The sequence below is a fragment of the Comamonas terrigena NBRC 13299 genome (assembly GCF_006740045.1).
Taxonomy (GTDB): domain Bacteria; phylum Pseudomonadota; class Gammaproteobacteria; order Burkholderiales; family Burkholderiaceae_C; genus Comamonas; species Comamonas terrigena.
Genome location: NZ_AP019749.1, coordinates 2,096,019 through 2,115,062 on the forward strand (window position 1 = coordinate 2,096,019; position 19,044 = coordinate 2,115,062).

The window sequence follows — 19,044 nt, forward strand, 5'->3', positions numbered from 1 at the left end:
CTTGGCACCCATCGCGTCTGCAACTCCTGTCTGCACTCCCTTGGGAGCTAACCCCGCCTTTGCGTCCTGTCGGCTTCGGCCCCGTATCGCTGGGCCTGGGGTGTCTCGCGGTGTGTTGCTGCGATGGGTGTATTAAACAATACGTTTAATTCGTCGTCAAACAAAATGTTTAAGACCTTTGTGATGGGCTGAAAAAACCGCCTCGGAGGGCGGTTTGTAGCGCTGAACGCAGAGATGGTTCGACGGGAGTCTCTCTAGAGGCTTCTGTCTTTGGTGGAGCTGTTTTGAACGCGCTTGATGAATGAGTCGAAAAGCTTGTCGAACTTCTTGAGGGCGGCTCGCGAGCCTGAGAGGTCGAAGCGCAGAACGGAGAACAGACCGCTTTCGAGTGGGATGGCAAACCCGATCAGACCGGAGGAGTCCTGAACGATCGTGGTCATTTGCTTATGGGTTGAGAGGATGTACCGGTGATAGTTAGTTCCACTAAGGTTGACGACACCAGAGCAGTGAGATGAAATTGCAAAAGATCCGCTAGATGCATTCACGAGGATAGGCGTCTCCGTGCCAGATTCGCATGCGGTCTTTGAAGTCAGAATGACCCAGAAGCAGTCCTGCATCTCGTCTGAGCAGACTTGCCCGAAACCGTTTCCGCTGTCATTAATGGTCATGGTGACCGGTGCATCAATCAAGTCATAAACTTCCCATTTCTGAAAGGTTTGTGCAGACACTCCGACACATGCAAGAGCGAAACACGCAGCAAGTGCGACTTTTCCCAGCGATTTCAACGGCGTCCCTCTTTCGATAATTAATGATTTTGGGTGATTAAAGTTTTCGACCATTCCATGCCCAAACCACACGGCCCAGCACTCGCACCTCGTGGTCTCCATTCAGCTCATCCACCGTTTTAATTGTTGGGTTATCCGAGCTGACCTCCAGCATGCCTGACATGCGCATGCGCACGCGCTTGATGTAGGTCTTGCCATGCAACTCCAGCACATAGACGCCCTCGTGGGCGGCCGGATCGCGTGAACCAGCATCCACCAGTAGTACGTCGCCATCGCTGAAAGTGGGAGCCATGCTCTCGCCGTGGGCGTGGATGAATCTCAACTCACGGATGTTGCCTGGCTTAATGTATTGGTTGATCCAGTGCGAGGACAGCGACAAGTCGCCGACCACGTAGTCAGAGTCCAGCACCTCATTGCCTGGACCCATGCTACCCGAATTGGCGAGCAAGGGGATTCGGACCAGGTCTGTTGCGGTCGGCGTTGCAGGCAGAAATTCTTCTCGCGGAGCAATAACGGATCCGCTTGTCATGTCGCCTTCGCCAGTGATGAGCCAGTTGGCTCGTACACCCAGCACATTCTCGGCCTTCATCGCTCCAGAGCGCGAAACACCACGCGTCTCCCAATTTTTCACTGTCTGGGGTGATTCATTGAGCAGGCGGGCAACAGCCGACTGACCCGAGATGTCTCGGAGTAGCTTGGCGGCTTGATAGAGGCGATCTGCAGAGGTGTGCATCTAGAAATTCTCCGTTTGCTAAACAAAATGTTGTTAAACGATGTGTTTGACTTTTGTTTAAACAATGTGTTTAATTTTGGCATGCACCAAGACGCAGGACTCATATCTCACATGGGCGGAGCCACCAAGCTCGCTGCCCGCTTAGGTTACGACCTAAAAAATGGCGGTATCCAGCGCATCCAGAACTGGAAAAGGCGTGGCATCCTTCGGGTGTTGAGCGTGACAACCCATGGATCACGCGCATCCGGCGCAACCTACTGAGAAAGCCAACTCCTACAACCACCCAGGAGGTGGCGTGATGTGCGGCCGGCTTCCTCTTTCTGCGGCGTACTTCGATCCGGCCTTCATCAACTGCCTGTCCAGTGCGATTGCTGAGCCAGAGCTGGCGGAGCAGTTCTGCCGGATCTACGGCTCGAAGCTGAACACCTCGCAGCGCAGCGAGGACGACATGCGCGCCTTCAGCAAGTTCGTTCACGACTCGATCTACACGTGCTTGCCCGACGAGGCGATCCATTCTTTGCGAGCGAATGCGCTGGCTGGCGAAGCGGGGGAGGTGAGCCATGGCTAGCCACAAGCTTCCCGCAGTGGATATGGCCGCAGTGCGAGCAGGAGAGCAGGGTGCTCTAGCCGCGGCTGTTGCTGCTTGTGCTGCGCGCTGGTTCAGCATGGCCGATTCCCACATCGCATTTCGGCACCACGCATCTCATGTTGCTCGCGAGGCAGGCTCACCCAAGGCAGGCCTTCTGGCTGCGGCCATGGATCTGAGTGAGCTACTGGCCCAAAGCCCGGATGGTCGGCAAGCCCTGCGTGATTTCGGTTTTGAGCCAGTCGAGAGCCGAGATAGCGCAGTTCCCATTTCAAGCCAAATGCCGAGGAGGTAAGTCATGGTTGAGTTGCAGACCTTCATATTGCCTGCCGGCACCGTGTACAAGCGAAACGGCATTCCTTTTGCGTTGGCGTACGCAACGCAGATTTGGTGCCACCCGGACAACTGGGAGCTGATCCGGGATGGCTTTACACCGCAGACCGATGGTCAGGCGTTGGCATGCAGCCAATCTGAGCATGGTTTGGATAGTCCCCAGGATGCCCAGCCGTGTTTGACCAGTGCAACTACAAGCAACTCGTCGTTGGAGTCCAGCTTGGATTTCAGCAAGTCTCGTACCTGAGCTGGCGTCCAGTTTGTGTTGACTATGAAAGTTGACTCCAAGCAGTTCCAGCTGCCCGGAAACGTTTCAATGATGAGTTTTCGCAACTCGGTGTACCGCTGCCCCAATTTGTGCAAGTCATATGCGATTAGCACTGCGCTCATGTCCGCCCTCCCTGGCGTTGGTTGTGTAGGAGCTTCCATCGTAGCCCGGGGCAGGGCGGGCACCCCTTCCAAGCCCAGCCCCGAGGAGGTGAGCCATGGGTGACATGTACGCCGCTACTACAGCTTCTCGCGCCGCGCAATCTCGTTGTCCACCCGCTGAATGCCATCGAGAAGCATGAAGTACGCCTCTTCGAACGCGGCCGCAACGATGGCTGGTGTGAATTCGCTGTGCTCGTCTTCGAGGTTCGACAGCAGCGCTGCAGCGAGCGTTGCAGTTGGACCTATCAATTCCTGTTTCATGTCCGCTCTCTTTGGTGTTGGTTGTGTAGGAACTTCCATCGTAGCCCAGGGCAGGGCGGGCACCCATTCCATGCCAAACGCAGAGGAGACCCCCCATGGCTGACCCGTACCGCTTTGGCGGCTCCATTTTTGAGTCTGTGCGGCGGCTGAAGAAGTGCCGCGAGAGGCATGGCTCCAGCCTGTTCGCTAGGGTGACGCGTGGTCGGAAGGCGGCTGCTGCAGTGATGTCTTCGCACTTGCACTCTGCTGCCCCCGAAGCGTCTCGAGCATGTGAAGGGCGCGGTCCTTCTCGGTCTGCATCAGATCCAGATACGAATTGCTGACTCCGGTGGGTATGTGCATGTTCTCCCAGGATTCGAATCTGATCTCTACGTCCTTGCGGAGCTCTTCCGCAGGGATTCGGGCCAAGAGGCTCATCACCAATAGCCGCAATCCATCGATCTGCGCTTGCAGTTCTTCTGGTTTTGTCATGTCCGCTCTCCCTGGGGTTGGTTGTGTAAGCCGCACCAGCATAGACCAGCGCAGGGCGGCCACCCCTACACATCGCGTAGCCCCAGCGCGATCGCACGCAGTGCGCGTGCCTCAATCCTTCCAAGCCACTTCTCGGCCCGTTCAATGGCTGCTTACACCTGCTCTGGTGTCAGCGCTTCGGGCTTGGGTGGTTGTGGCTTGGGTTCCATCTCTCTCTTTCTTCGTTGGGCCAAGTGTCGGATCTACCCCGAGCGGCTGCAACGTCCGTTTTTCTGGAGCCCGGACATGAACTCCCTTGATGCATTGCGGCGCATGGTTGCCAACTACCCGGGAGGCCGGGCAGCCCTACAGCATCCGCTGGACCCTGGCCGATAACACCACGGTGGAGCTGGGCGCCGAAGGCGTGATTGCGGTGGGCTTTGCCTTGCTGGCCCACACCGACGGCATCCACCAGCGCAGCCGGCAGATCTACGCCCAGATCCAGGCGGCACAGACGGCGGAGGAGGTGGCGGGCATCAGCTGGACGCAAGAGCCCGCAGAGATCGAAACCGCCGCTTGAGCACGAACAGGAGCCACACATGGACAACGACAACGCAATCAACCCGCGCCTGGCCGAAGTGCTGAACGCCAATGTGGGCAACAAGATCACGCCGGAGCTGTCGGCGGGCCTGCAGGGAACGCTGCAGCAGCTGATGAACACCATTGCGCTGGAGGCCTACGAGGCTGGGCTAGCGGCCCCCCGCGACGGCGGCCGCGCTGCAGGTGAGGTGACGGATGTGGAGCCCAAGTGCTGACGGCAGTCGGCGTAAGGCAATCCAGAGGGTAGGTTTTTGAGGACTCCTTCCAGGAATTTGGCTGGGGGGTAAGGGGGGGGTATGCAGGATGAGTGGGAAACGAGCTGCCGGTGCGCACGATGCAGCAGGTGAATGGCCGGTTCGATGCGGGCAGCGCACGCATGGCCGAAATCGAGCGTGGGCAGGGTTCGATCCCGCGCGAGCTGGAGCAGACGCGCAAAGAGCTGCATGAGCTCAAGCAGCAGTTGGCTGATCTGCTGGAATTCTTCACTGCCATGAAGGGCGCTTTCAAGGTGCTCAACTGGCTGGGCAAGCTGGCTCGGCCCACGGCCGCCATCGTGGCGTTGGGGGTCGCACTGACCGCGGCATGGAATGCGGCCCGGGGGATCTACCCGAAATGAACTACAAGCAGAAATTGATTGCCGCCATCGGCGCGGCGGCTGCGGCGTCCGTGGTGCCGCTCGTGGCCACGTATGAAGGGACTGTGCACCGCACGTACCGCGATCCCATCGGCATCGTGACGGCGTGCACCGGCCACACCGGCCCGGAGCTGCGCATTGGGCAGACCTTCACGCGCGAGCAGTGCGAGGCCATGCTGTACCAGGACCTGGCCCAGCATGCAGACGCGCTGGCTTGCATCCGCCAGCCGCTGACCGATGGCCAGCGCGCAGCCTTCCTGTCGTTCGCCTTCAATGTGGGGGAGGGCGCTTTCTGCGGCTCAACCCTGGTGCGCAAGGCCAATGCCGGGGACATGGATGGTGCGTGCGCCGAGCTGAGTCGCTGGACCTATGCCGGCGACAAGCAGCTGCCCGGCCTGGTGCGCCGCCGGGCGGCCGAGCGCCAGCTGTGTGAAGGTGGCCTGGCATGACGGGCCGAGGCAAAACCATCCTGGCCACCCTGGCGCTGGCCGGGGCCTTTGCTGCGGGGTGGACCGCCCAGGGCTGGCGTGCGGATACCGCGCTGGCCCGGGTGCAGGCCGAGCAGTCAGGAAAAGAGATGATGCAGGCGCAGCAATCGCAGACAGCCACGGAAAACAAAGCAGGCGCGCTGCTGCAGCATGCCCGCGATCAAAAGGAAAACACCCATGACTACACGCAAAAACTGGCGCAGTTGGAGGCTGGCCGTGCTGCTGACACTGCCCGTATTGCAGGCCTGCAGCACGCCGTCAGCGCTGCCGCCACCCGCAGCGCCCAAGCTGCAAGTGACGCCGCTGCCTGCCGAGATCTGGCAGATCAACACCAGCGACTCGCTGCCTTGGCTGGAGAGGGCGGAGCAGTGGTTGCAGGCCTGGTCCGGCAGCTGGATGCAGAAATAGGGCTGCTTGCGGGGCAGATCCGGGTCGATAGAGGGCTGGCTGACCAGCAGTAGTTCAACTCCACTGTCACTAAAGACAAAGCCAAGCTCAAGCACCTCCAGCGGCGCGCTCAGCCATGCTTCCATTGCATAGTCTTAACTCACTGGATCCTATAAGCAAGTTAATTGAATTTGGCAATAGGTAAATACCGATACTTATTGTGTTTATTTTTTGTGACAATAGTTAATAAGAATTATATTAAAAATGATTTAAGAATTTTTGCCTTATTTTAGGCAAATTCTCATGTATCAAGCATCATGCAAATTAATGAATTGTTTGCATGTCTTGCAATTTACTAAACACATATTAGGACTGCGCTATGCCAAGCCATATTAAATCATCTAGTAGCGGCTTTATTGGGGTGCTGCAAAAAAAGCCAATGAGATTTTTTAAAATAACTGATTTTGATGGCGCGCTTGCTAAGTCATTTATGATTATGGCGCTAAGTTTTTCTGGTGGAGTAGGGTGGGCAGCGGAATACGTTGATAATGAATACCGACCAATATCAGGAGGACAGTGGAATATTGTAGGTGATCTGGTTGTAGGTGATTCTGGTTTGGGATATTTATTTGTTGATAATCAAGCTAAAATAAAAAATGAGAATGGCTATCTTGGCTATGCGCCTCTTAGCGTTGGTCAAGTTATTTTGACAGGGAATAACACTAGCTGGACAAATACAGGTTTTTTGAGTATTGGCGTGGATGGAGATGCTGTTCTCTGGATTGAAGATGGCGCTACTGTGATCAGTAGTGACACTCTTATCGCGGGTTCTGGCGGGAGCACTTCTCAGCTTAATTTGAATGGCACCTCCCTTGCACGCGGAAAGCTCTCGACGGGCTACTTGATGAAGGGCGCGGGTATTGCATTATTCCAGTGGGATGGCGGTATATTGCAGGCGCGCAATAATGAGGCGGATTTCTTTCTTAATTTTTCTCGTTACGAAATCGAGATAGGTAATGAAGGGGCTTTTTTTGACACCAATGGCTACGATGTTGGAATCAGCACCGACCTGATCGCCACTGGAAGCGGCGGCTTCACAAAGATTGGCTCGGGTTCTTTAACTCTTAGCGGTAATAATGATTACTCGGGCGGAACATTCATTAGTGGTGGTACGCTGGTGGCAGACAATAACAGTGCTTTAGGGTCTGGTGCTGTGACGGTTGGCGGCGCTGGGACAACTGGCACCCTGAAGGTCAATGCAGGAATTACGCTTGCTAATAGTGTTACGCTTAATAATGGCGGCACCTTGTCCGGATTTGGCGCGGTGGGTAATACGGTTGTAGAAAGCGGTGGTGTTATTTCTCCAGGGCAATCAGGGTCCATTGGTACGTTGACTGTCAACGGTAACTTGGAGATGAAAACTGGTGCTGTCTACCACGTGCAAGCCGCCCCCAATAGCAGCGTGAGCAGCCTCATTAATGTGACAGGCATAGCCACATTGGCCGGAAATGTGCTGCATGTAGGCAATGAATCTAATGCAAGCACAGATTTCCAAGTGGGCAAGACTTACACCATTTTGCACGCAAGCCAGATCAACGGCGTTTTTAGCGGCGCATCGTCTAACTACGCTTACCTGGATGCGACCCTGGGCTACCTGCAAACCAACAGCGTGACCACAGACGTAACACTGCAACTGCAGCGCAAGACCAGCAATACGGGCGGTGGCAATATGGGCTTTGCTGAGCTAGCTGAAACACGCAACCAGTCGTCAGTTGCCAATGCGATCAACAGCCTGCCCAGCAGCAGCGCGCTTTACCAGTTTGTGGAAACGTTACCAGCAGGTACACCAGCCACAGTGCTGGCCAGCCTGTCCGGCGATGCGCAGGCCAGCGTAGGCAGCAGCTTGGTGGGCCTGGGCGCCTATGCTCCTAGCGTCAGCAGCCAGCATCTGCGCAACAACATGACCGCCGGTTTCCGTACCGGTGCCCCGGTAGCGCAAAGCGATGGCCCGCTGCCCGCATCGGCCTGGCCATCGTCCAAGGCCCTGCCGGCCTGGGCCGAGGTGGTGGGTCACTGGCAGCGTTATGACGGTGATGGCAATGCCGCCCAGCTGAAGCAGCGCACCACGGGCCTGTTCCTGGGCATGGACGAGGAAGTGGGCACCAGCGGCTGGCGCCTGGGCGGTTCGCTGGGTTACACCAATGCCAGCGGCAAGGTGGCAGACCGTTCCTCCGAGTCGGACGTGAACAGTTACAGCGCGGCCGTCTACGGCGGCAAGAGCTTTGGCACCGGCACGGGCCCGCGCATCAATGTGCTGGGTGGTCTGGCCTATACCTGGCACGACATCGAGACCACACGCCGTGTGACCAGCCTGGGCCAGACCCTGAAGGCCGACTACAGCGCTCACACGGCGCAGCTGTTTGCCGAGGTGGGTTATGCCATCGGCCAGTACGACAAGGTGGGGTTTGAGCCCTTCGCGGGCGTAAGCCTGGGCCAGCAGCGCACCGGCAGCTTCCAGGAACGCGGCGGTTTTGCCGCGCTGCAGGGCCGCAGCAGCACCGACGACCTGGCCAGCACCACCTTGGGTCTGCGTGTGCACAGCGACTTCCAACTGGCCGGCAAGGAAGGCCGCCTGCGCGCCACCGTAGGCTGGCGCCATGCGTTTGGCGATGTGACAGCCAAGAAGACCATGGCGTTTGAAGGCAGCCAGAACTTCACCGTGGCCGGCACGCCGCTGGCGCGCAATACGGCCGTGCTGGGCCTGGAGGCCGATGTGGCACTCAGCCGCAGCGCCGCGCTGGTGCTGGGCTATCAGGGCGAGATGGGTAGCGGCCAGCGTGACCACTCTGCCAGTGTGAAGCTGCGCTGGGCGTTCTAAAGCGCAGGCACATCACTTCAACCCCTGCCAGTGCAAGCCGGCAGGGGTTTTTGATTGGCGGGGAGGCGGTTGTTGTAGCGGCTCAGGCTACGGGTGCCCGTCTGCATTGATCATCGACCGCAGGGTCGACTGATCTTCGCACCGGCCGGCGGTGAGCAGGTGGGGGTGCCAGCTGCGCATGAACGAGTAGAACGTGCAGAAGTCGGTCTCCGTGCTTGGGAAGCCGGAGGGGTGGTCCTTCTCTGTTGTCCACAGCAGCCATTGACTAAGCACCGCCGACCTGGCTGCCTCGCGCCTGGAGAGAGATGTTTCGCTTCGCATTGCGATACTGTAAATTTATACAGTATTGTTGTGTCAAGGCCAGGGAATAACGATGTAGGCCTGCAAAGGCAAAGCGCCCCGGCAACTTGGTTGTTGCTGAGGCTCCTTTCGCTTTTGGTGTCAGTAGGTGTCGTGTGTTTTCCTAGATTCGCACGGCTTTCGCACCGATTGAGCGCAGGCCCGCATGCCGCCTAGTGCGGACGCGGGTTCAATTTCCGCCAGCTGGGGCCATAACGTTCAAGGGCGTTCACTGATTTCCAGTGAACGCCCTTTGTCTTGGGTCAACCAACGTGCAACCCTCAGCATCCGTTGGCGTTGGTACCCGTGGTGCCGATCAAAGCGGATCGGCATCAAGCGCCAGGTGCACGGGGGCTTCTGGCGGATCTCAAAACACTGCGGTGGTGCTTAGAAGCTTTCCCACTTGTCGGTGGCGTCTGCGGTCTTGGTCAATGCCGCAGGCTTGGCGGGCGCTGGGGGCGCAGTTGGTGAGCTGCCCTCGATCTTGAAGGGGGCAGGGCGCGCTGAAGGTGCCGGCTTGCGGGCCTGTGGGGCCGAGCGTGGTGCTGCGGTGGATGGCGTGGTAGTCGCCGAAGCCTTGGTGGCCTGGGCTTCGCTGGGGTGGAGTTTGAAAACGGCCACGGCCTGCACCAGGTCCTGCGCCTGGCCATGCAGGCTGTTGGCGGCGGCCGACATTTCTTCCACCAGGGCGGCATTTTGCTGCGTGGCATGGTCCATCTGGGTGACCGCATCGCCCACCTGGATGACGCCGGCGCTTTGTTCCGAGCTGGCGGCGCTGATCTCGCCCATGATGTCCGTGACGCGGCGGATGCTGCTCACCACCTCGTTCATGGTGGAGCCAGCCTGATCGACCAGGGCCGTGCCTTGTTCCACGCGCTGCACGCTGGCGGTGATGAGTTCCTTGATCTCCTTGGCGGCTTCGGCGCTGCGGCCGGCCAGAGTGCGCACTTCACCTGCCACCACGGCAAAACCCCGGCCTTGCTCGCCTGCGCGGGCCGCTTCGACGGCGGCATTGAGGGCCAGGATATTGGTCTGGAAAGCGATGCCGTCGATCACGCTGATGATGTCGGCAATCTTGGTGCTGGATTGGCTGATGCCCTTCATGGTGTCCACCACCTGGGCCACCACCTGACCGCCTTGCACCGCCACGCTGGACGCGCTTTGGGCCAGCTGGTTGGCCTGGCGGGTATTGTCAGCGTTCTGCTTGACGGTGGAGCCCAGTTGTTCCATGGATGCCGCCGTTTCCTCCAGGGCACTGGCCTGGCTTTCGGTGCGGGCTGACAGGTCGAGGTTGCCCTGGGCAATTTCGGAGCTGGCCGTGGCCACGCTGTCCGAGCCCTGGCGGACGGTGCGCACCACGCCCGACAGGTTGTTTTGCATGTCGCGCAAGGCTGCCATCAACTGGCCGATTTCATCGCTGCTGGTGATGTGCACTTCTTGGCTCAGGTCGCCTGCGCCAATGCGCTGAGCGGTAGCGCGCGCGTTGTCGATGCCAGAGGCAATGCCACGCGACAGGCGCCGGCTGATGAAGACCGCAATGGCGATGGCCAGCACCACCAGGGCAGCACCCACCTGATAGAGCTGCAGGAACATGGCCTTGACCTCCGCCTCGGCGGTGGAGACGTTGCTGACTTCCGCATCGACCAAGACCTGGATGGCATCCACATAGGCATTGGTGGCGGGAATGAAGCGGTTTTGGACGAATGCCTGAATCGTCTGGTTGTCGACGGAGGCTTTCATCTGGTTCACCTCATCGCGGGTGCTCAACCAGACCTTGCGGACATCCACGACCTTGTCGGCAAGCTGTTTGGATTGTGGGTTTCGGACTTTTTCGAAGAATGCGCTTTGCTTGGCATTGGTCTCGCGGGTGGTGGCGGCCATGGACTCCTTGAAGAAGTCCAGCATGGCCGTGCCATCAGAATAGGCGACAGCCAGAGAGCGTGCCGAGTTCTGGCGCACGTCGCCCTGCCAGGCACTGGCGATCTTTAGCAGTTCGGCCGAGCGCTCCATGCGCACGGTGGCCTGGGAAATCATTTCCACACGCCAGGCCGTGGCGGCGGACAGCAGCAGCAAGATGGCAATCACGAGCGTAAAGCCCAGATTGAGCTGGCTGGAAATCTTGAGATTTTTCATGGTGTGGCAGCGAGTCTGTTCTTGTAGTTATGCGTTGGCTGGCGTCAGGCTGCTCAAGCCCATGTCCGCGCTGGTGACGAGTTTCTCGATGTCCATGAGAATCAGCATGCGGGTCTGATCGGCCTGCTCCACCGTGGCAATACCCATGATGTGCTGCGAGGACACGGCGCCATTGAACTCCGGTGCAGGCTTGATGTCTTGCGCTTGCAAAGCCACAACGTCCTGCACCGCATCCACGACCATGCCAATCACCCGGTTCGCCACATTCAAAACGATGGTGACGGTTTGGCTGCCGTAGTGCACATCGGTCATGCCGAATTTGATGCGCATATCCAGCACTGGAACAATCACACCCCGCAAATTCAATACGCCCAGAATGAAGGCGGGGGCATTGGCCAGTCGGGTGGAAGGCTCATAGCCGCGAATTTCCTGGACTTTCAGGATATCGATGCCGTACTGCTCTTCTCCCAGCTGGAAGCTTAAAAATTCATTGTTGTTGGATTTCATGTCTCTGTGTGGTTGGGTTTATTGATTGCACGCAGAAGTATCCACGCACCGGGTGGTGTGAGAGCGGCGGATCAAAGAAGAAAAGGCGGCCCAATATGGCCCATGTGTGCTGCATGCACGGACCGCCTCTCACCGCCACCATGGCCATGGATGGTGTCTCCACCATGAAAAAGCTTTACTGATCCACAGCGCCGAATGACACGGGGCACCAGGTTTTGCTTCTGCGTGTAAAAGCCGAGAGGCTACGGTATCCATGGAGCGCATTGCGCATATTCCAGATGAATAAACTGTAACTTTCAGGCGATCAATTTTTGGCTATTGCCACAGGCCCTGGCGATGCCATTTTCTAAGAACAGTTCCCTGAATGGCTGCGTAGCGCCGCCATGGAATCTGGTGTGTGCGCTTTGCTTCGATATGGTTACTCTCCCGGCTGGCTGCCGCCGCCAACTACTTGGCCGGGCTGCGGCCGCAAGGGACGCATGAACCAGGATGGCAGGATCAGCACTCCGGGGCGCGACGACTGGGGTCAAGGAGGCCGGTCTGACCGTGTGGATAAGCCCCCGGCCCCCGGGGTATAGGGCCTTGCCTGCAGAGTGTGCGAAATCACATTAAAATCCTAGCAGTGGTCGCAGGTTTGCACGCTTGGCTGTGCAGACGTGGGTTGATTCCCGTTTGCGCCACCATTTCACAAAGCGCCACACAGCGTATTCGCTGGCGTGGCGTTTTTCATTGGCTGCTGCGCTGTCTGTGCCAACAGTACGGGCACCGGCCAAGGCAGTGGCCATGTATGTAGGGTGTGATACACCCACAGCAGCTATGGCAGCTGTTGATACGTACACTGTCAGGCTACGCGCCTGCTCCCCCACGGATTCGCACCATGAACGCCCCCATCGACGTCTCATTTTTTGAACGCGCAGCCAAGCCGCTGACCAGCTACAAACCGTACTGGGCCAAACGCTTTGGTCCGGCGCCGTTTCTGCCCATGAGTCGTGCGGAAATGGACCAGCTCGGCTGGGACAGCTGCGACGTGATTCTGGTCACGGGCGATGCCTATGTGGACCATCCCAGCTTTGGCATGGCCGTCATCGGCCGTGTGCTGGAGGCGCAAGGCTTTCGTGTGGGCATCATTGCCCAGCCGGACTGGACCAGTGCCGAGGCGTTCAAGGCCCTGGGCAAGCCCAATCTGTTCTGGGGCGTGACAGCGGGCAATATGGATTCGATGATCAACCGTTACACGGCTGATCGCAAAATTCGCAGCGACGATGCCTACACCCCTGGTGATGTGGCCGGCAAGCGCCCGGACCGGGCCGCCATCGTCTACTGCCAGCGCTGCCGCGAAGCCTACAAGGATGTGCCCGTCGTGTTGGGCGGCATTGAAGGGTCGCTGCGCCGTATTGCCCACTACGACTACTGGAGTGACAAGGTTCGCCGCTCCATCGTGGTGGACAGCAAGTGCGACATCCTGCTCTACGGCAATGCCGAGCGCGCGCTGGTGGAAGTGGCGCACCGCATTGCCGCGCGGGAGCCGGTGGAGCAGATCACCGATGTGCGTGGGACCTCGTTCTTCCGCCGCGCGTCAGAAGCGGGCTGGTTCGAGGTGGATTCGACCACGGTGGACGAGCCGGGCGAGGTCGAGCCTCATATCAATCCCTACATGACGACCAGTGAGCAGGCCGAGGCGCAAGGCCAGAGCTGCTCCAAGGAAGAGGTTGCGGCCGGAAATGCCGCAGGCAGCGGGGCTTCTGCCTGCGCCAGCGGTACCAGCGGTGCCGGCGATGCTCCCTCGGTCGCCAGCGTGCAGCCGATCCAGTTCGTTCCCAATCTGTCGCTGCGCAGCAAGTCCAAGCTGCCTCCGCGTGACCGTACTGTGCTGCGTCTGCCCAGCTACGAAGAGGTCAAGAGCGACCCGATTCTGTATGCCCACGCCAACCGTGTGCTGCATCTGGAGACCAACCCCGGCAACGCCCGCGCGCTGGTCCAAGCCCATGGTGAGGGCACGACGGCCCGCGATGTGTGGATGAACCCGCCTCCGATTCCGCTGACCACGGCCGAGATGGACTGGGTCTTCGGTCTGCCCTATGCACGCAGCCCGCATCCGGCCTATGCCGATGAAAAAGGCAGCCACGAAGGTGCCACCAAGATTCCGGCTTGGGAGATGATCCGCACCTCGGTGAACATCATGCGCGGCTGCTTTGGCGGCTGTACCTTCTGCTCGATCACCGAGCACGAAGGCCGCATCATCCAGAGCCGTTCGGAAGACTCCATCATCCAGGAGCTCGAGGAGATCCGCGACAAGGTCAAGGGCTTCACGGGCACCATTTCGGATCTGGGCGGGCCCACTGCCAATATGTACCGCCTGGGCTGCCGCGATCCCAAGATCGAGGCGGCCTGCCGCAAGCCCAGCTGCGTGTTCCCGGGTATCTGCCCGAACCTGCACACCGACCATGGCCCGCTGATCAAGATCTACCGCCGCGCGCGCAAGCTGCCCGGCATCAAGAAGATCCTGATCGGCTCCGGCTTGCGCTACGACCTGGCCGTCAAGTCGCCCGAGTACGTCAAGGAACTGGTGCAGCACCATGTGGGCGGCTATCTGAAGATCGCGCCCGAGCACACGGAGCAGGGGCCGCTGGGCAAGATGATGAAGCCCGGCATTGGCAGCTATGACAAGTTCAAGCAGCTGTTTGAAAAGTACAGCGAAGAGGCCGGCAAAAAGCAGTTCCTGATTCCCTATTTCATTGCGGCCCACCCGGGCACCAGCGATGAAGACATGATGAATCTGGCCATCTGGCTCAAAAAGAATGGTTTCCGCGCCGACCAGGTGCAGACCTTCTATCCCAGCCCCATGGCCACGGCCACGGCCATGTACCACAGTGGCCGCAATACCTTGACCCGTGTGCGTCGCCAGATGCGGGACGAGGCAGAAGAGCGCGTGGACATCGTGCGCGGTGAAAAACGCCGCCGCCTGCACAAGGCCTTTTTGTGCTACCACGATCCGAACAACTGGCCGCTGCTGCGCGAGGCGCTCAAGACCATGGGCCGTGCCGACCTGATCGGCAACGGCAAGCAGCACCTGATCCCGACCTTCCAGCCGCTGGTGGATGGCAGCTACCAGAGTGCGCGCAAGAAAAACAGCACAGCCACCAAGAGCGGTGGCACCGGTCTGGGCTACACCACCAACAAGGATGGCAAGGTCGTGGCCGTGCGCCAGCGTGTGCACAATGCGCAGGAGCCGCAGGGCGATGTGCGCTTCCGCCGTGCCGAGCCCAAGCCGGGTCGCATGCTCACCCAGCACACCGGGCTGCCACCGCGCCCGGGCGTGGGAAAATCGCTGGGCGGCAAGAAACGCTGAGTGACCGAGAAGCCGCTTTTCTGCAAAGAGAACGCGGCTTTTTTGTGGGGAAGGGGCTGGTCGGATGCGGCAGCGGGCGGTGATGCAGCCGCCGCCCCAGCACAGCGCGTGAACAGCGTTTTATGGCGTGTCCTGGGACGCTGTGCCGAAACGCTTGGCTCCTTGCGTGCTGGCGGCCGCAAAATATTCGTAGTTCCACGGCATGGGCTTGGCGATGCAGAAACCTTGTCCGTAATCGACCCCCATTTTGCGCAGCGCATCGATGGTGGCCTCGTTTTCCACAAACTCGGCCACCGTGCGCTTGCCCATCATGTGGCCGATCTGGTTGATCATCTCCACCATCGCGAAATTGGAGGGGTTTTCCAGCATGTCGTGTACAAAGCCGCCATCGATCTTCAGGTAGTCCACGGGCAGGCGCTTGAGGTAGTTGAAGCTGGACATGCCGGCGCCAAAATCGTCCAGCGAGAAACGGCAGCCCAGGGCCTTCAACTCGGTAATCAGGCGGATGGCATTGTCCAGGTTGGCAATGGCGCTGGTTTCGGTGATTTCAAAGCACAGAATCTGCGGCGGAACGTGGAATTCCTCAATCTGCTGCTGGAGAAAGCCCAGCAGGGATTCATCGCCCAAGCTCATGCCGGACAGGTTGATGGCGCAGGTGTGTATCTCGCGCAGCTGTTTGGGGTAGCGTGCCAGGGTGTGCAGCGCATGGGTGACCACCCAGCGGTCCAGCGCCGGCATCAGGCCGTAACGTTCGGCTGCGGGGATGAAGTTGCCGGGCGGAATGATCTGCCCGTGTTCATCGGTCATGCGCAGCAACACTTCAAAGTGCAGGCCGTGCTCGGCCCGGGTCTGGAGAGGCGCCAGGGTCTGGGCAAACAGGCAAAAGCGGTTCTGGTCCAGCGCGGTACGGATGCGCTCCACCCAGTCCATCTCGCCCATGTAGCGCTTGAAGGCATGGTCTTCGTGCTCGTAGGCCAGGACTTTGTTGCGGCCGCTTTCCTTGGCGCGCAGACAGGCCATATCGGCCATGCGCAGCAGATCCTGGGCGCAGGCATCCACACCGCTGATATGCACCATGCCAATGCTGACGCCGGTGCGCAGAATGCGCGTGCCCCACTGCAGGTGCAGGCTCTGGATGGCATGGCGCAATTTCTCTGCCACCACACTGGCCTGCTCCGGCGTGTAGTCGTGCAGCAGCACGGCAAATTCATCGCCGCCCAGCCGGGCCACGGAGTCGCTGTCGCGCGTCAGGCGGCTGATGCAGTGGCAGACTTCGCGCAGCACTTCGTCGCCCGCCGTATAGCCGGAGGTATCGTTGATCAGCTTGAACTGGTCCAGGTCCAGGTGCAGCAGGGTGGCCGGGCGCGACTGGTTGCGTGGCACGCTGAGCAGGCGTTCCAGGCGGGTGCGGAATTCGCTGCGGTTCTCCAGTCCGGTCAGCGTGTCGTGGCGGGACTGCCAGTTGAGCTGGTGCATGAAGTTCTGTTCGCGCGTGACGTCGTGCAGTACCAGCACGGCGCCGGCCAGCTGGCCTTCCTGCTGTATGGGAGAGCCCATCAGCTTGACGGCCAGTTGCTGCTGGTCGTTGCTGCGGCGTATCCAGCGTACGGCCTCATCGCGGAAGGGGTGGGGGGACTCCATCAGGCGCACAAACACCGGATCGCGGCCTTCCAGCTCGGTGCGCTCGAACACCAGCACCTTCTCCAGGGCCTGCCCGAGCAGGATGTCGGCGGGCTGGCCCAGAAGGATTTCTGCCGCAGGATTGGCATAGACGATCAGCCCCTGGTCGTTCAGCGTGAGCACGCCATCGCCCAGTGCCGCCAGCGTGGTGTAGCCGCGCTCGCGTTCGGAATGCAAGGCGTTTTCCACCGTGTGGCTTTGCGTCAGCAGCTTGTTCACAAACCACAGAATGGCCGAAATCAGCAGCAGCGCCGTGCCGAAGTTGATGGCCAGCAGCACCTGGGTGATCCTGCGGGAATTCATCCCCAGTGAGTCGCTGAAGGCCTGACTCAAGGGCGCAATGCTGGCGTCGATGTGGCTGATTTCCAGGTGCCATGCCCTGCGCTGCAGCAGATCGATATTGCGTGGGTTGGTGGTGCGGGCAGTGCGGATTTCCATCGACAGCGTGACCAGCTGGTCCAGATAGGTGTCCGCAGCGCGCCACAGGCCTATCGTCTTGCGCATCCATTCCATGTCCCAGGTGAGCCGCAGAATGTCTGTGGCGGTGCCGATGTCGTCGCTGTGGACTTCTCCGCGCAGCAGTCCTTCACGCACCTGCTGGGTGTTGGTGGGAGAACGGTCCAGAGCCAGCCTGGCCAGCCGGTCCCCGAGGGGAATCTCCAGCGCCTGGCGGAATTGCTGGTACGCCTCTTCATCGCCCTGGGCGGCGTAGCGATCCAGGTAGAGGATGGCGTCTTTCTGGGCCTTGGACCAGGTGCTCTCGCCTGCCACGATGATGCGCGTGCCCGACAGCAGGTAAATGCTCGCGGTTGCCAGCAGCAATTGCAGGCAAATGGCCAGCACAAAAGGCCAGGTGCGGGCCAGGAGACTGCGTGCTTGGCTCCGGATGATCATGGGTGGGTGCGGAGGAATGGGCAGTGAATGGACATGGGCGTGCTTACCTCAATGACAATGCGGCGCACTCGGTCGCTTGGCTGCTGTTTTGCAGGGTGTTGTCGGTCTGGAAACCCGCCACCAGATGGCTAAGCCGCTGCGCCTGCTGTGCCAGTGCCTGTGCGGCGTGGCTGGATTGCTCTACCAGAGCCGCATTCTCCTGGGTCAGCGTGTCCACCTGCTGTACCGCCGAGCTGGCATGCTGCAGCTGGGTGGCCTGTTGCTGTGCGGTCTGACTGATGGCCTCGATCAGTGTGGCGACCTGCTGGGAGTGGCTGACCAGTTGGTCCATGCTGTGGCCTGCCTGGCCCACCAGATTGGCTCCATGGTCGGCGTGGCCCATCGATTGTTCGATCAACTGGCGCACATCCCGGGCGGCACTGGCGCTGCGCTGGGCCAGGGCCCGTACTTCGCTGGCCACCATGGCAAAGCCCCTGCCTTGTTCCCCTGCGCGTGCGGCTTCCACGGCGGCATTCAGTGCCAGGATATTGGTCTGGAAGGCAATGGAGTCGATCAGCCCCACGATGTCACCGATCTTGCGCGCACTGCTGTGAATGGCTTCCATGGTGCTCACGACATTGCGCACCACGCTGCCGCAGGCATGTGCGCTGCTGCGGATGGCGTCCATGCTGGCAGCCGTCTGCTGCAACTGGCTCACCGCGGATTCAGCACGCTGGCCCAGGTGCTGGTTGCCTTGGGCGATGGTGTTGCTGGTCTGCAGCACCAGTGCGGCGGCGGCATGGGTTTCGGCCACCACCTCGTGCATGCGCGCCAGCGCATGGCGCACGGATTGCGCCGTGGGGCTGGTGACGGGCTTGTGCTGCACGTTCAGCGACAGCTCGCCGCTGGCGGAAGGCTGGCACAGGCTGCGCAGCTCGGCCGATTCCACTGCGTCGGTGCGCATGCGCAGCGCAATGCCCACTTCCACCGCTGTCTGTACCACCACAAACACTGCGTGCAGGACCACGCGCCCCACATCCGGCTGGGTCAGGCAGAACACGGGCAGGCCCAGCCACTGCAGGTGGTCGAAGGCCACATGGTGCACGGCAATGGCGGCGGCTGCCACCACGATGGGGCGCCAGTCACGGTAGACCAGCAAAAATGCCAGAAAAACGAACACACCGAAGTGCAGCTCGGTTTGCCCCATCGACAGCTGGATGTGCAGGGCCACCATGCCCATGCCGCACACTGCCAGCGTGCACCGGGACAGCATGGAACCGGGTGCCAGACGGTAGGTCACGGCAGCGATGGCCAGCAGAAGCAGGGCGGCGGTACTGCCGGCGCCCAGGGCGCCATAGATGCCACCCAGCGCTGCCGCGGCCACCGCCCCCAGACTCAGAATGCCCAGCACGGTTACATCCGCGCGGCATGCCATGGCATGCATGCTGGCATGCACTTCGTCCCGGGCTGGCTGCGTGACAGTCTTCATGGATGTCCCTTGTAGAGTTCCCTGCACCGCATGGAATGGGCGAGGGAGCCAGGACATTCACTGGTGCATGCTGTGGTGCACCGGCGCAACCCTCATCCAAGAGCAGGGCG

17 protein-coding genes are annotated in these 19,044 nt (G+C 60.0%); 8 read left to right on the forward strand and 9 right to left on the reverse strand.

The window, feature by feature from the left end:
- Positions 1-254: 254 nt before the first annotated feature.
- Both CT3_RS09535 and CT3_RS09540 read right to left on the reverse strand, forming a co-directional pair.
- Complete coding sequence (locus CT3_RS09535) at positions 255-839, reverse strand: hypothetical protein (RefSeq protein WP_127446202.1); 585 nt, start codon at positions 837-839, stop codon at positions 255-257.
- On the reverse strand, positions 823-1,518 hold the full coding sequence (locus CT3_RS09540) for a LexA family transcriptional regulator (protein WP_066534483.1): 696 nt from the start codon (positions 1,516-1,518) through the stop codon (positions 823-825). Before CT3_RS09540 ends, CT3_RS09535 begins: the two co-directional genes overlap by 17 nt.
- 229 nt (positions 1,519-1,747) lie before the next feature.
- On the opposite strand from CT3_RS09540, the gene CT3_RS09545 reads away from it, so the two are divergent.
- Positions 1,748-2,086, forward strand: a complete 339-nt coding sequence (locus CT3_RS09545; RefSeq protein WP_115594673.1) for a hypothetical protein — start codon at positions 1,748-1,750, stop codon at positions 2,084-2,086.
- Positions 2,087-2,402: 316 nt separating this feature from the next.
- Positions 2,403-2,684, forward strand: a complete 282-nt coding sequence (locus CT3_RS09550) for a hypothetical protein (RefSeq protein ID WP_066534479.1) — start codon at positions 2,403-2,405, stop codon at positions 2,682-2,684.
- Between the two features lie 260 nt (positions 2,685-2,944).
- On the opposite strand, the gene CT3_RS09555 is transcribed toward CT3_RS09550, so the two are convergent.
- Both CT3_RS09555 and CT3_RS09560 read right to left on the reverse strand, forming a co-directional pair.
- Positions 2,945-3,127, reverse strand: a complete 183-nt coding sequence (locus CT3_RS09555) for a hypothetical protein (protein WP_066534469.1) — start codon at positions 3,125-3,127, stop codon at positions 2,945-2,947.
- A 186-nt stretch (positions 3,128-3,313) separates the two neighbouring features.
- On the reverse strand, positions 3,314-3,598 hold the full coding sequence (locus CT3_RS09560; RefSeq protein WP_115594672.1) for a hypothetical protein: 285 nt from the start codon (positions 3,596-3,598) through the stop codon (positions 3,314-3,316).
- A 316-nt stretch (positions 3,599-3,914) separates the two neighbouring features.
- Here CT3_RS09560 and CT3_RS09565 point away from each other — a divergent pair, with 316 nt between their 5' ends.
- The 4 genes from CT3_RS09565 to CT3_RS09580 all read left to right on the forward strand — a co-directional run bounded on the left by CT3_RS09565 (position 3,915) and on the right by CT3_RS09580 (position 5,260).
- A complete protein-coding gene (locus CT3_RS09565; protein WP_066534465.1) occupies positions 3,915-4,157 on the forward strand; it encodes a DUF4376 domain-containing protein in 243 nt (80 codons plus the stop codon).
- A 19-nt stretch (positions 4,158-4,176) separates the two neighbouring features.
- Positions 4,177-4,392: a hypothetical protein gene (locus CT3_RS09570; protein ID WP_066534463.1), complete on the forward strand. Its 216-nt coding sequence runs from the start codon at positions 4,177-4,179 to the stop codon at positions 4,390-4,392.
- Between the two features lie 92 nt (positions 4,393-4,484).
- On the forward strand, positions 4,485-4,793 hold the full coding sequence (locus CT3_RS09575; protein WP_227657877.1) for a hypothetical protein: 309 nt from the start codon (positions 4,485-4,487) through the stop codon (positions 4,791-4,793).
- On the forward strand, positions 4,790-5,260 hold the full coding sequence (locus CT3_RS09580) for a lysozyme (protein ID WP_066534455.1): 471 nt from the start codon (positions 4,790-4,792) through the stop codon (positions 5,258-5,260). The genes CT3_RS09575 and CT3_RS09580 overlap by 4 nt, the downstream gene beginning before the upstream one ends.
- A 116-nt stretch (positions 5,261-5,376) precedes the next feature.
- Here the strand turns inward: CT3_RS09580 and CT3_RS21285 are convergent, their stop codons facing one another.
- Positions 5,377-5,832: a hypothetical protein gene (locus CT3_RS21285; RefSeq protein ID WP_066534452.1), complete on the reverse strand. Its 456-nt coding sequence runs from the start codon at positions 5,830-5,832 to the stop codon at positions 5,377-5,379.
- Between the two features lie 233 nt (positions 5,833-6,065).
- Here CT3_RS21285 and CT3_RS09590 point away from each other — a divergent pair, with 233 nt between their 5' ends.
- Entirely contained in the window at positions 6,066-8,564 is a 2,499-nt protein-coding gene (locus CT3_RS09590; protein ID WP_083520334.1) for an autotransporter family protein, read from the forward strand.
- A 726-nt stretch (positions 8,565-9,290) separates the two neighbouring features.
- Here the strand turns inward: CT3_RS09590 and CT3_RS09595 are convergent.
- Together CT3_RS09595 and CT3_RS09600 are read right to left on the reverse strand one after the other, a co-directional pair.
- Positions 9,291-11,036: a methyl-accepting chemotaxis protein gene (locus CT3_RS09595; RefSeq protein ID WP_066534449.1), complete on the reverse strand. Its 1,746-nt coding sequence runs from the start codon at positions 11,034-11,036 to the stop codon at positions 9,291-9,293.
- A 27-nt stretch (positions 11,037-11,063) separates the two neighbouring features.
- Positions 11,064-11,543: a chemotaxis protein CheW gene (locus CT3_RS09600; RefSeq protein WP_066534446.1), complete on the reverse strand. Its 480-nt coding sequence runs from the start codon at positions 11,541-11,543 to the stop codon at positions 11,064-11,066.
- 877 nt (positions 11,544-12,420) lie between these two features.
- Between CT3_RS09600 and CT3_RS09605 the strand changes: the two genes are divergently transcribed.
- Positions 12,421-14,892, forward strand: a complete 2,472-nt coding sequence (locus CT3_RS09605; protein ID WP_066534437.1) for a YgiQ family radical SAM protein — start codon at positions 12,421-12,423, stop codon at positions 14,890-14,892.
- Positions 14,893-15,012: 120 nt separating this feature from the next.
- Here the strand turns inward: CT3_RS09605 and CT3_RS09610 are convergent, their stop codons facing one another.
- Both CT3_RS09610 and CT3_RS09615 read right to left on the reverse strand, forming a co-directional pair.
- A complete protein-coding gene (locus CT3_RS09610) occupies positions 15,013-17,466 on the reverse strand; it encodes a putative bifunctional diguanylate cyclase/phosphodiesterase (RefSeq protein WP_066534435.1) in 2,454 nt (817 codons plus the stop codon).
- 43 nt (positions 17,467-17,509) lie between these two features.
- The gene (locus CT3_RS09615) at positions 17,510-18,934 is read right to left on the reverse strand and encodes a methyl-accepting chemotaxis protein (RefSeq protein ID WP_083520333.1); all 1,425 of its coding nucleotides are present in this window, start codon (positions 18,932-18,934) and stop codon (positions 17,510-17,512) included.
- Positions 18,935-19,044: the final 110 nt, after the last annotated feature.

What these genes read in the sequence shown, in the direction of transcription:
- CT3_RS09535 (WP_127446202.1), bottom strand. Translation starts at nt 839, where the DNA reads ATGGTCGAAAACTTTAATCACCCAAAATCATTAATTATCGAAAGAGGG.
- CT3_RS09540 (WP_066534483.1), bottom strand. Translation starts at nt 1,518, where the DNA reads ATGCACACCTCTGCAGATCGCCTCTATCAAGCCGCCAAGCTACTCCGA.
- CT3_RS09545 (WP_115594673.1), top strand. Translation starts at nt 1,748, where the DNA reads ATGGATCACGCGCATCCGGCGCAACCTACTGAGAAAGCCAACTCCTAC.
- CT3_RS09550 (WP_066534479.1), top strand. Translation starts at nt 2,403, where the DNA reads ATGGTTGAGTTGCAGACCTTCATATTGCCTGCCGGCACCGTGTACAAG.
- CT3_RS09555 (WP_066534469.1), bottom strand. Translation starts at nt 3,127, where the DNA reads ATGAAACAGGAATTGATAGGTCCAACTGCAACGCTCGCTGCAGCGCTG.
- CT3_RS09560 (WP_115594672.1), bottom strand. Translation starts at nt 3,598, where the DNA reads ATGACAAAACCAGAAGAACTGCAAGCGCAGATCGATGGATTGCGGCTA.
- CT3_RS09570 (WP_066534463.1), top strand. Translation starts at nt 4,177, where the DNA reads ATGGACAACGACAACGCAATCAACCCGCGCCTGGCCGAAGTGCTGAAC.
- CT3_RS09580 (WP_066534455.1), top strand. Translation starts at nt 4,790, where the DNA reads ATGAACTACAAGCAGAAATTGATTGCCGCCATCGGCGCGGCGGCTGCG.
- CT3_RS21285 (WP_066534452.1), bottom strand. Translation starts at nt 5,832, where the DNA reads ATGGAAGCATGGCTGAGCGCGCCGCTGGAGGTGCTTGAGCTTGGCTTT.
- CT3_RS09590 (WP_083520334.1), top strand. Translation starts at nt 6,066, where the DNA reads ATGCCAAGCCATATTAAATCATCTAGTAGCGGCTTTATTGGGGTGCTG.
- CT3_RS09595 (WP_066534449.1), bottom strand. Translation starts at nt 11,036, where the DNA reads ATGAAAAATCTCAAGATTTCCAGCCAGCTCAATCTGGGCTTTACGCTC.
- CT3_RS09600 (WP_066534446.1), bottom strand. Translation starts at nt 11,543, where the DNA reads ATGAAATCCAACAACAATGAATTTTTAAGCTTCCAGCTGGGAGAAGAG.
- CT3_RS09605 (WP_066534437.1), top strand. Translation starts at nt 12,421, where the DNA reads ATGAACGCCCCCATCGACGTCTCATTTTTTGAACGCGCAGCCAAGCCG.
- CT3_RS09610 (WP_066534435.1), bottom strand. Translation starts at nt 17,466, where the DNA reads ATGATCATCCGGAGCCAAGCACGCAGTCTCCTGGCCCGCACCTGGCCT.
- CT3_RS09615 (WP_083520333.1), bottom strand. Translation starts at nt 18,934, where the DNA reads ATGAAGACTGTCACGCAGCCAGCCCGGGACGAAGTGCATGCCAGCATG.